This is a genomic window from Methylibium sp. (assembly GCF_013817345.1).
GTDB lineage: Bacteria > Pseudomonadota > Gammaproteobacteria > Burkholderiales > Burkholderiaceae_C > Methylibium.
Genome location: NZ_JACDCW010000054.1, coordinates 16,947 through 28,034 on the forward strand (window position 1 = coordinate 16,947; position 11,088 = coordinate 28,034).

The 11,088-nt window shown below is 63.8% G+C and carries 9 protein-coding genes and 1 pseudogene; all 10 read right to left on the reverse strand.

Going from position 1 to position 11,088, the window contains the following annotated elements:
• Positions 1–88 precede the first annotated feature (88 nt).
• Positions 89–625 carry a hypothetical protein gene (locus H0W40_RS11660; RefSeq protein ID WP_292446330.1) on the reverse strand — a complete coding sequence of 179 codons (537 nt, stop codon included), beginning with the start codon at positions 623–625 and terminating at the stop codon, positions 89–91.
• Between the two features lie 72 nt (positions 626–697).
• Positions 698–1,954 carry a hypothetical protein gene (locus H0W40_RS11665; protein WP_292446331.1) on the reverse strand — a complete coding sequence of 419 codons (1,257 nt, stop codon included), beginning with the start codon at positions 1,952–1,954 and terminating at the stop codon, positions 698–700.
• A gap of 103 nt (positions 1,955–2,057) precedes the next feature.
• Positions 2,058–2,789, reverse strand: a complete 732-nt coding sequence (locus H0W40_RS11670; RefSeq protein WP_292446332.1) for a hypothetical protein — start codon at positions 2,787–2,789, stop codon at positions 2,058–2,060.
• A 157-nt stretch (positions 2,790–2,946) separates the two neighbouring features.
• Positions 2,947–3,675, reverse strand: a complete 729-nt coding sequence (locus H0W40_RS11675; RefSeq protein WP_292446334.1) for a DUF2971 domain-containing protein — start codon at positions 3,673–3,675, stop codon at positions 2,947–2,949.
• 204 nt (positions 3,676–3,879) lie between these two features.
• The gene (locus H0W40_RS11680; RefSeq protein WP_292446336.1) at positions 3,880–4,236 is read right to left on the reverse strand and encodes a hypothetical protein; all 357 of its coding nucleotides are present in this window, start codon (positions 4,234–4,236) and stop codon (positions 3,880–3,882) included.
• A gap of 204 nt (positions 4,237–4,440) precedes the next feature.
• Positions 4,441–5,715 (reverse strand): NAD(P)/FAD-dependent oxidoreductase, encoded by a 1,275-nt coding sequence (locus H0W40_RS11685; RefSeq protein WP_292446338.1) that lies wholly within the window; start codon positions 5,713–5,715, stop codon positions 4,441–4,443.
• Positions 5,716–6,005: 290 nt separating this feature from the next.
• Positions 6,006–8,156: a M13 family metallopeptidase gene (locus H0W40_RS11690; protein WP_292446340.1), complete on the reverse strand. Its 2,151-nt coding sequence runs from the start codon at positions 8,154–8,156 to the stop codon at positions 6,006–6,008.
• 485 nt (positions 8,157–8,641) lie between these two features.
• Positions 8,642–9,541 carry an anti-sigma factor gene (locus H0W40_RS11695; RefSeq protein WP_292446342.1) on the reverse strand — a complete coding sequence of 300 codons (900 nt, stop codon included), beginning with the start codon at positions 9,539–9,541 and terminating at the stop codon, positions 8,642–8,644.
• Positions 9,538–10,089 carry a sigma-70 family RNA polymerase sigma factor gene (locus H0W40_RS11700; protein WP_292446344.1) on the reverse strand — a complete coding sequence of 184 codons (552 nt, stop codon included), beginning with the start codon at positions 10,087–10,089 and terminating at the stop codon, positions 9,538–9,540. The genes H0W40_RS11695 and H0W40_RS11700 overlap by 4 nt, the downstream gene beginning before the upstream one ends.
• Positions 10,090–10,464: 375 nt before the next feature.
• Positions 10,465–11,088: pseudogene (locus H0W40_RS11705) on the reverse strand (malate synthase A); the annotation flags it as partial.

The following is an 11,088-nucleotide window of genomic DNA, read 5'->3' on the forward strand; positions in this document are numbered from 1 at the left end:
TGCGGCCTATGGGAGAGGCTTGTTCCGGCTTCCTGGCGTCAATGAACACCGCGACGTTCCGGCGCCGCCGGTGAGCATCAATACCTGATCAGCACCCAAGCTCGCGATGCCGCTTTCGGAAGGTGAACAGCTCGGGCTGCATATCGGTGCGCTCGTCAACAGCCGCCATTCGCTCCTGAGCCTCGAGATGAATGATCCTTCGATCCAGAGTTGCGCACTCGGCCCGCGCTCCCGGCTGAAGCTTGAACCGGCGTTTCTGCACTTCGATCTCCATTGCATCCTTGCCGGTGATCGGGCGTACTGCATCAGCGAACATTTCGTTTTGCCGCTCGCGCCGAACGTCAGCACCGGTGAGCTCGCGGCCCGTGGAGGCGTTCAATCCACGTGTGGGCTCCACATCCACTTGCTTGGCTCCGAGACAGGGCTCATCCGTGTAGATGACGTTGCCCTGCTTCTCGCACTTGTACACGACGCGCGTCGGCTCTCGCAGCTTTACTGTCTGAGCATGGGAGTCGGTTACGAAGGCCGAGCTGCTGAGAAACGCCGCGAGATGCAGTGAGCCACACGCCAGGAGTCTGAACTTGGTTTCGTATCGACTGATCTTCTGTGGCTCTGTTGTTCCCATCACAATTTCTAGTCGTTAGGTGAAAGTGCCAGCGAAACCGATACAAGCTCCCACGTCCGCTTGAAGGAAGGGTTAGCCCGCACTTCTTCGCGGCACGAAGTCGGGGTCTGGTAGACCGAAGGCCCGCAAAACCGGGACAAGAAAGAACCTCTCCTCGTTGTTGAACTCATCTTCTTCGCGAATGGATTCGAGCACCGGCCTATCCGTCTTCGATGGCCGCAGAATATTCCAGGCATGCTGCGCTTGGGCACCCGTCCGATCGATGCCCAACACTGTCAAGCGCTCACCTGCGATTGGCAGGTTTCTAACGGCGACGGCAGTACTGCGATCAGCCTTGCGTAGCCAAGACTCACCGATCCAGACTATGCCGGTCGCCTTGAGGTTCGTGATCCGGTCGGCGACGCTTCGCCAGAATATGAACTTGTCGGTTTGGTCTTCGAACTGTGTCGACAGCATGTCTATTGGTTGCCATTCGTCGCCAAGGATGAATAGCATGAAGGCGTGATTTCCATAGTGCAGAAATGTGGCCTCGGCCATTCTCTTGTAGTAGTCGAGTGCGGCGTCAAGGCTAGCGATCTGAGGTCTCGGGTGTTCCTGTGAGTCGTTGAAAGTTGCACGAATTGAGGGAGGTATCTCCATGGAGCGGTCAATCGCAACGGACTCCGTAGCAACGGAATGCATGTGCATTCCCTTCAGCTTGACAAACCGAACCTGGCGCGTCTCATCGCTAATGCGATCGAAGTGATTGGCATCTGGGATCGAGCTGTCGATTGCCTTGCCAAGATGCGTTGCCAATTTGCGGCAACAAGCGAGCATTCGGGCATAGACGTAGCTGAGTGCTTGCAGAAGCTCCCAGCTAGAAAGCGTCGCAGTCACCCACCGTCGTTCGATCTTCACGGCTGCAGCGTCCGAAACGCCTGTTGGAAGGTTGCTTCGCCCGAGACGCACCAACTTCTTGACGTTCCCCGCAAGTAGTTCGTCGCGACCACACTCGAGTACTACGTCTTGCTCGACTAGATAGGAGAAGAGCAGTGTTGCCTTCAAGGAGCTGTGTAGTTCCAGATCGCCCTCCTTCTCTACGGAATTTCGTGCCTCCTTCGCCCACTGCATGACGAGATCACCCTTCCAGCCGTTAATGACGGCGGCGGCATACCATCGGTCGTAGTCAGGAATCGTTGCCTTGTTCTTTTGAATGATGAAGGTGATGGTTCTTGCGGTCTGAAGGAACTGATTTGTGTTCATCCTGAACAGATCAGGGTCCAGATACGTCGTGTGGCAGTTCTTTAAGAGCTGTGCCAGGTCGCGCAGCCTTCGTTCCCAGGGGTTCATACGTGAGAGGTTCGCAGTTCCGGTCAGATGGCGTGATGCAATTTGCAATGCGGGCTAACGTTTGACTTAAGCGGCGCCGTCAGGCGTCCGCTTGAAGGAGGGGTTAGCCGCTTGTAACGTCCTGGACCTCGACTCGCTCTACGAGGCCTCGATCTACCAGCGCGGCCAAAGCTACCGCGCTTTCCGAGAATTCTGCGAGCAGTTTTCGACATTGGATATCCTTGTAGCCCACGGACTTCAGCAGCTCGATCTGCTTATGCACGTTCTGAAGCCTGGCCGCACGCAACTCTTCGGCCAATAGCTCTTCCCTCAGCCGGCGCTCGTGAAGCGTTGCCCTATGCGTGATGAGATGCAAAACAAAATCCTTTACATGTCCCAGCGTCTGTGCCAAGCCGGCAAGATCTGTGATGCCCGGAGATGCATATGTGCATCGCAGGACCGACAGCGGAGGATGATTCGGCCTTAAAACTATGACGTCAAGATAACGACGTCCGCGGGTGGCATAGACACCGCTATCGAGCTCAAGCTGTTCATCACGTCTCCCGACGAGCGATAGATTTCGCAAGTACGAAGCATAGAACTCGAGCTGCTCTGCGAAGTGAAAGTGATCCAAATTTGTGTCGGCGCGGATCTTCTTGGCAAGCGTTTCAAACGGACTCAAGTCATCTGTCGAAGCCCCTCCCTCTGAAGTGACGCTACGAATGTGCCGGTCGAGCGCCTGAGTTGTTTGCTCGATGTCAGCGTCTAGTGTTGGCAATCCAGCTAGTTCCGCTTCGCTAAGGCCAAAGAATCGGTAGACGATATTTAGGCTACCGAACAGGCGTTGGAAATCCAAGGCGGACCAGTTGCCGCTTATGGCGACTCGAAGCAGTCGCGATCTGGTTCCTGTGGAGACTCTCACGGTGGTAGGGCTCATGCTTTCCCTGGGTGGCTAACGTTTGACTTAAGCGGACCGCCGTAGGCGGGTCCGCTTGAAGGAAGGGTTAGATTCTTCACCAGTCACGATAGGGAATCATTGTTCTGGTCACACCGTTTCGGACCTGGACTTTCTGAAAGAGGTGGCTTAGCGAGTTCATTGCAAGTTCGATGTGCGGGGTCGGCCCGACGCAAATGTTCCACACGGGCGATCTTTCGGCCGCAGAACTGAGTTTCACTGGCACATAGGGCACGAGAAGAGATTTCCCCGGACGGAGACCTACCCTAGGATCGTTGGATGGCACCATGCCAACCAAGCGCCACTCCCTCTCATCTTTGAACGATAGGTCTTTCATATACGGTGCAAACGCGACAAATTTTTGTAGGAACGTGTTGCAGTTTGCGCGGGTGTATTCAACGGGATTTGCACCGGTGGGGCAGTTCGACTCAAGCACCGCTACTGCCTCTCGTGCCCATTCATTGACGGCTTGCGTTTGCAGCGCGCGGTCATAGATGCAAGGGCGAAGCTCAAAGCCTTGTTTACGAGCAATAGAACGGAGAAGATCGCCGTCGAAGCCGACGCTGTAGCCGAAGCTCGGTGGACAGTACCCGCGCCATTGACTCAGTGAGTCGTGAACTTCTGAAAAGCAGGCGATGTACAGCGCGAGGCCAGATATTGACTCAAGATGGCTTGTTATTGCGGCACACAACTGCGCGTAGTTGTCGCCCTTGCGACCCTCTCGTAGTCCGCGGAGTGCTGACGTGGCCAGCTCGGTCGCGTGAGCGAACTCTTTTGAGTCGTTCATGTACCGAATTTGGGTCGCCCACAGCGAATCGCTCGAAAGGATGCCCAGAACACCCGCCCCGCTCGTGTAGTGGTGAAGAATCACAGACGGTAGTTTGAGCATGCGGCAAGCAATCTAACGTTTGACATGAGGGGTGCACAAAAGGCGCAGCCTTTGGGGATCCCCTCGATGGAAGGATTAGCCGTCACGTGCGTGCCCGGCCGCTCAATCTCTTTGCTCACGCCGACTACCCGGCATGCGAGCAACAGCCGTGCGGAGCTTACTTTTGAAGCCACGGTTCCCTCGCACGATAGTTTTCCCGTGACGATCTAGCGTTACGATGGTTTCTAGAGCGATGTTCTTGTGGCCGTCTTTGATTTCGTATTCAAACGAGACGGTGTCTGACTTGAACACCCATTGCTGGGAACCCAATGCGAGGAAGCTGTACTTCTCGCCATCAATTTCCAGAACATGCGAATGCAATGCGGTGGTGTTTCCACCTTTGCTCGGCGGCCGAGAGTGTTCAACGAGGAACTTGCCATAGGCTGTGATCTGCTTGTGTTCGACCTTTGTCCGCGACATGGGGCTCCTTGTGTGACGGCTAACTAGTTTTAGACGCCGCGACGCTAGACGCCATGGTGGCCTAATTCAATCCGCGCGTGTCGCCTGCATGCGCCGCTTTCCTCGAAAAGCGCCTCATCCATAAAGCGCGGACCGCATTTAGGCCGCCTAACGTAACTGGGACGGAAGGTTCCCCTCTGGGGAGTCACTCGACCGCCATCGCCGTCACCGCTCGAACACCAACCTCAACAAACTCCCCGCCGTAATCAGATTCCGGGGCGCATGCGTTTCCTCCAGCACGCCGCTCATGCGCTTGAGCCGGCTGGCGCTGCGGTTGGCGCTCCACACCAGCAGATCGACCAGCCACGGATGCTGGTTGACGCTGTTGGCTTTCTCGTAGATCGCGAAACGCGGCTTGAGCGCGCGGATCGATGACTCGTAGCGCTCGCGCACCGCCGCATCGTCGAGTCCATCCCGGCGCCCATCGATCAGCGCATCGGCCGCGAGCAAGCCTGTCTCCAACGCCTTGCCGATGCCTTCGCCGGTGAGCGCGTAGGTGCTGCCGGTGGCCTCACCGGTGGCCAGCAGGCCGGGGCGTGACCAGCGCGCGCCTTCGAGCGAGCAGCGCAGCGGTGCGCCCTTGAGTTCGCCCTGCAGCGTGCCGCCGGCCATGAGTTCGCGGGCCGGCGGGTGGGCTTCGGTGAATGCGGCGAACACGTCGCGCAGGTTCACGTCTTGCATCGTGCCGGCGCCGCCGCGGCCCTGGCTGTGGCTTTGCGCGACGCCCACGCCGATGTTGAACACGCCATCACGGCACGGGAAGATCCAGCCGTAGCCGGGGCGGATGCTCTGGTGCCACAGCACTTCGAGTTCGGTGATGCGGCCGACCATCGCGTCGTTCTTCACGTAGCCGCGCAGCGCCACCGCGCTGGGCGTGCGGCGCTCGCACAGGCCCGCGGCCAGCAGCGCCTGCGGCACCGCGCCGCTGGCGAGCAGCACCCAGCGGGCGCGAATCTCGTGTTGCGCCGGTGCGTTGTCTTCGCCCGCCGCGCGCAACCGTGCACCGATCACGGTGCCCTGTGCATCTTCGATCGGCGCCATGAAGCGCAGCGGCGCGAACATGCGTGCGCCGGCTTGCGCGGCGGCGCGGGCGAGCAGCAGGTCGAGTTGGCGGCGCGGCAGCACGGCCAGGGTGCCCGGCACGTCGATGTGCTTGCCGCGCGGGCCGATGCAGCGCACGTGCTGCACGGGTTGGGCCAGCGCCATCACTTCGTCGTGCACGCCCAGACGTTGCAGCGCGCGGTGTGCGTCGGGGATGAGCCCGTCGCCGCAGACCTTGTCGCGCGGGAAGGCGTGCTGGTCGATGAGCACCACGTCGAAGCCGGCGCGCGCCAGGCTGCAGGCGGCCGCACTGCCGGCCGGGCCGGCGCCGACGACCAGCACGTCGCAGGCGGCGGGAAGATCGCTGGCGGATCGGTTCAGCAGGGCGTCGTCGCGCATGGAAATCACAGCATGCGCGTGTTGCGCGATGGGTCGCATTCTAGGAAGGCGTGCGCTGCGCTTGCGTGCCGCCACGGTGCGTCGTCCGCCGCCGTGCTGCGGCAGTCATGCGGGGATCATCGTGTGGCATGGGTGCGGGCATGGGAGGAATGAGAGCGTCGGTGCCCCCTCACTTGCAGTGCGCGTCCCGGCCTGCAGGCCGGGACCGCTCGGCGGGCTCGCCGCATGCGGCTCGAAAGCCCCGCCTCGCCCCCAGCCCTCTCCCGCGTGCGGGAGAGGGGGGCAATACCTCACCAGATCGACACGCGTTCGTCGGGCGCCAGGTACATGCCGTCGCCCGGCTCCACGCCGAAGGTTGCGTAGAAGCCGGGATGGTTGCGCACGGTGCCGTTGGCGCGGAATTCCGCCGGCGCATGCGGGCCGGCCTTGATCTGCTGAACGAGCGCTTCGTCGCGCGATTTGCCGCGCCACACCTGCGCAAAGCCGAAGAAGAAGCGCTCTTCGCCGCTGCGCCCGTCGATCACCGGCGCGGGCTGCCCGCCGAGCGAAAGGCGCCAGGCTTTCCAGGCGATGGCCAGGCCTGAGTTGTCGGCGATGTTCTCGCCGAGCGAGAGCTCGCCGTTGAGCGGGTAGCCGGGCAGCGGCACGTAGGCGCCGTACTGCGCCACGAGCCGCCGCGTCTTGGCTTCGAAGCGCGACCGGTCCTCGGCGCTCCACCAGTCGCGCAGATTGCCGGCGCCGTCGTACTGGCTGCCCTGGTCGTCGAAGCCGTGGCTGATCTCGTGGCCGATCACCGCGCCGATGGCGCCGAAGTTCACCGCATCGTCGGCCTCGGCGTCGAAGAAGGGCGGCGTGAGGATCGACGCCGGAAACACGATCTCGTTCATCGCCGGGTTGTAGTAGGCGTTCACCGTCTGCGGCGTCATGAACCATTCGTCGCGGTCGATCGGGGTGCCGAGCTTGGCGAGCTGGCGCGCGTGGTCGAAGCGGCGCGCGCGGATCACGTTGCCGACAAGGTCGCCGGGACGGATGTCGAGCGCGGTGTAGTCGATCCAGCGGGCCGGGTAGCCAATCTTGGGGCGCAGGCGCTCCAGCTTGGCCTGGGCTTCGCGGCGCGTGGCCGGGCCCATCCACTCGAGCTGGTCGATGCTGTCGCGGTAGGCCTGCATGAGGTACTCGACGAGCGCTTCCATGCGCACCTTGTGCGCGGGCGGGAAGTGGCGCTGCACGTAGAGGCGGCCGAGCGCGTCGCCCAGTGCCTCGTCGATCAGTGCGGTGGCGCGTTTCCAGCGCGGCTGGTTCTCGGGCGTGCCGCGCAGCACCGTGCCGGCGAAGGCGAAGCGCTCGTCGACGAACGTGCAGCTCAGGAAGGGGGAGTAGGCGCTGAGCAGGCGCGAACGCGCGTAAGCCTTCCAGGTGCCAAGCGGCGTTGATTCGAGCAGGGCGGCGAGTGCGGTGACGTAGCTCGGCTGGCGCACGATGACGTCGGCCGTTCGTCCGGCGTAGCCGGCTTCGGCGAGGTAGCCGTTCCAGTCGAGGCTGGGAGCCAGTGCGGGCAACGCGGAAAGTGCGACCGGGTTGTAGGTGCGCACGGGATCGCGGTTGTCCACGCGGGTCCATTGGGCGCGGGCCAGTTCGGTTTCGAGGGAGAGGACGGCGCGAGCGTCGTGCTCGGCGTCGTGCTCGCCGGCCAGTGAGAGCAGGCGCGCGAGATGGGCCACGTATTTGGCGCGGATGGCGGCGAAGCGGGCATCGCTTTCGAGCAGGTAGTAATCGCGGTCGGGCAGGCCCAGGCCTTCCTGCTGCAGATAGGGCACGTAGCGAGACGAGTCCCTGGCGTCGGGGCGGATGAAGCCGACGATCGGCATGGCGACGCCGAGCTGTGCGAGCCGCGCGATCAGTGGGGCGAGTTGATGGCGTTCGGTGATGGCGTCGATGGCGGCCAGTTCTTCGGCGAGCGGCTGCACGCCCAGCGCGTCGAGCGCCGCCTCGTCCATGAAGGCGGCGTAGAGGTCGCCGATCTTGCGGGCATCCGTATCGCGGTCGCGGTCGGAGGTGTCGTCGTGGCGGTGGCTTGTGTCGGCGCTGCTGCCGACATCGACTGTCACGTCGACTGCGACGCCGGCACTACGCGCCGCGCCCGCACCCGCACCCGCACCCGCACCTGCACCTGCACCTGCACCTGCACCTGCACCTGCACCTGCACCTGCACCGCCGCTCACTGCGACCGCAGCCGCTTCTTCGATCAGCGCACGCAACTGCGCTTGCGTCTCGTCCTGGATGTGCTCGAAGGCGCCGATGCGCGCCTTGTCCGCGGGCATCGGCGTGCTGTCGAGCCAGGCGCCGTTGACGTGCCGGAAGAAGTCGTCCTGCACCCGCATGCGCGGATCGAAGTGCGCCGTGTCGATGCCCGAAGCCGACGCGGCAGCGCTGATGGGCAAGCCAACGCCTGCGCCGGCTGGCGAGCCGGCATCGCTGCCCGCGACTGCAGCGCAATGCAAGCAGCCAAAAGACGTTCGGGACAACATCATGATCACGCGCTCCATGCGGCCGGCGACCGCGGTTCGAGCTTCGATTTTCTCTTTGTGGGTAGGCCAGCGAAAAGTGAGGGCAACGCCGTGCCGCACCGGGCCGGCCCCTCACCCAGCCTCTCCCCAGAGGGGAGAGGAGAGGGAACGGGCACGAGCCGTGCCGGCCTCTCGGTTGCCTTTATCCAGAGGAGCCGAGAAGGGTGTGCCGGTCGAGCGTGCGCCGAAGGCGAACGGCGAAACCTTTCTTCGGTGCAACGTTCGGTGCCGGCCTCGCGGGCGCGAGGGTCTTGCCCTCTCCCCCTGGGAGAGGGCAGGGGGAGGGCAACGCAGGGCGGAGCGCTGCCCTCTCTTCGCCCGGTTCTCGCATCAGGCGAGAAGAAGCCGCGGACAAGCCGCTAAATGCGCACCGTGCTGCCAACGAACAGGATCGGGCCGGTCGGCCGACCGATCGGCGAGCCGCCTTCAGGCTCGAGCGTCAGCTCGAACAACTGTCTCGGTTCCAGCAATGGCAGCTTGTCTGCCGGCAGTTCGGTAACCTGCCCGGGCTCGATCAACCCCAACGAGGTCGGGCCGGCTTCACGCTCGCCCTTGGTCCAGAACTGAAGCACCTTGCCGGGAGGCACGGCCGCGGTCGCCCCCACCGGCACGAGCCGCACGCTGCCGCCGGCCGTGGCCTCGACGATCCAGCCGGTGGTCTTGCTGTCCGGAGCCTGCAGCACGGCGAGATAGCGTTCGCCCTCGGCGGCCGGCGGCGGGCGCAGCACGAGCAGGCTGGCCAGCACCAGCACGGCGGCGATGGCCATGCCGCTCGCGATCTGCCAGCGCCGCAGTCGTTGCCACAACGGATCGTTGGCAGCGCCGCCCGCTGCCCGGCCGGTTGCTCCGCCGCTCGCCGCCGTGCCGTAAGACGCCGTGCCGCTCGCCGCTTTGCCATCAGCCGCCGTGCTGGCCGACTTGTCGCGCGCCGTCGTGCCGCCATCGTCGCCGCGCTGCGCTGCACCTCCGGCAGCCATGCCGGGGGCACCTTGGGCTGCAACGTCGACGATGCCTCCGGCAGCACCGCCGGCTTGCATCAGCCCTGCTTCGATCCGCGACCAGACCTGCGGGCCCGGATCGGCCGGCGCCACACCACGGGTCAAGCCGACGAGCCGGTCCTGCCATGCATAGACCTCGCCCTGCAACGCGGCGTCGCCGGTCAGGCGGCTCTCGAACGCGGCGCGGGCTTCGGCGTCCAGCGTGCCGAGCACGTACTCGCCGGCGGCGACGCTGCGGTCTTGCGGATCGTCGAGGTTCACGACAGGCACTCCTTCAGCGCCAGCAGGCCACGCCGGATCCACGACTTGACCGTGCCCACCGGCGTAGCCAGCCGATGGGCGATCTGTTCATGCGTATAGCCTTCGACGAAGGCATAGACGATGCATTCGCGCCGGCGCGCTTCGAGCCGCTCCATGCAGCGATCGAGCGAGGCGCTGTCGGTGTTGGCGAGGTCGATGGCTGCCTGCATGCCGGCGTGGTCGGCTATCTGATCGATGTCGTCGCCCACCGGCGTTTCGCGCTTGACGCGCCTCGCCTCGTCGAGCGCGCGATGGCGAACCACCGTGTACAGCCAGCCACGTGCGGAGCCGAGCGCGCGCTGGTACGTGGATGCACGCTGCCAGACCAGCAGAAAGGCGTCCTGCAGGACGTCGTGCGCAGTTTCGCGATCGCGCACGATGCGCAGCGCCACGCCCAGCAGCCAGCGCGCCTCGCGTTCGTAGATCGCCCGCAGCGCGAAGCGCTCGCCACGGGCGCAGGCTTCAAGGGCGGCTTCGTAGTCGAACGCGTCGGGTGGGGCGGCGGGCATGGTGTGACTGCGGGGCGGTGAAAGCGGGCGGATTCTAGGAACAAGGGGCGACGGTGCAACGACTACGGATCAAACCGCCGGGCAGATGCACTCCCCGTGCGAATGAGCAAGGTGGCCCCTCGCAGCCGAGCGCGCGAGGCAGGAACGCCGTCGAACAGCTTTGTTCACGAGCCTCGACTTTCTGGCTTGGAAATCCGGTGCAACTGACCTAAGGCGGCGCGGCGAGCACCTTGTCGCAGAAGGCCACCATGTCCTCGACGTAGAACCGCCACTCCCTGGATGCCGCAGTTGAAACACGCCGGCCATCCGGTGCGGCGCTCGCGCCCCGTGGATGGACGCAAGCGCCGGGCGCCGGCCTGCCGGCTCCTCGCTGCCTCAGATCTCTTCGTACAGCGGCAAGGTCAGGAACTCCGCGAACTCGTCCTGCGTGCTCAGCTGTTCGAAGATTTCCGCCGCGCGGTTGACGGTCGTGCCCTGGTAGCCGGCGTCCTTGATGCCCTGCAGTTCCTCGGCCACCATCTTGCGCACCATCTCGTCGGTGATCTTGCGGCCGTCCTGCAGCACGCCCTTGGGCGAGCGGATCCATTGCCAAACCTGCGAGCGGCTGATCTCCGCCGTGGCGGCGTCTTCCATCAGGTTGTAGATCGGCACGCAGCCGTTGCCGGCCAGCCAGGAGCCGAGGTAGTAGATGCCGACGTTGATGTTCATGCGCAGGCCGGCCTCGGTGATCGGCGCCTCGGGCTTGAAATCGATCAACTGCGCGGCGGTGACGTGCACGTACGGCTTCTTGCGATCGAGCTGGTTGGGACGATCGCCCAGCACATCGACGAATTCCTTCATCGCCACATCGACCAGCCCGGGGTGCGCGACCCAGCCGCCGTCGTAGCCGTCCATCGCGTCGGAGCGCTTGTCCTTGACGATGCCTTCCATCGCGATGGCGTTCTTCTCGGGGTCGTTCTTGATCGGAATGAGCGCGCTCATGCCGCCGATGGCCGGCGC

Bases quoted from the DNA above. Each gene is read 5' to 3' on its own strand.
- H0W40_RS11665 (WP_292446331.1), bottom strand. From the start codon at position 1,954: ATGAACCCCTGGGAACGAAGGCTGCGCGACCTGGCACAGCTCTTAAAG.
- H0W40_RS11680 (WP_292446336.1), bottom strand. From the start codon at position 4,236: ATGTCGCGGACAAAGGTCGAACACAAGCAGATCACAGCCTATGGCAAG.
- H0W40_RS11675 (WP_292446334.1), bottom strand. From the start codon at position 3,675: ATGAACGACTCAAAAGAGTTCGCTCACGCGACCGAGCTGGCCACGTCA.
- H0W40_RS11700 (WP_292446344.1), bottom strand. From the start codon at position 10,089: ATGCCCGCCGCCCCACCCGACGCGTTCGACTACGAAGCCGCCCTTGAA.
- H0W40_RS11685 (WP_292446338.1), bottom strand. From the start codon at position 5,715: ATGCGCGACGACGCCCTGCTGAACCGATCCGCCAGCGATCTTCCCGCC.
- H0W40_RS11660 (WP_292446330.1), bottom strand. From the start codon at position 625: ATGGGAACAACAGAGCCACAGAAGATCAGTCGATACGAAACCAAGTTC.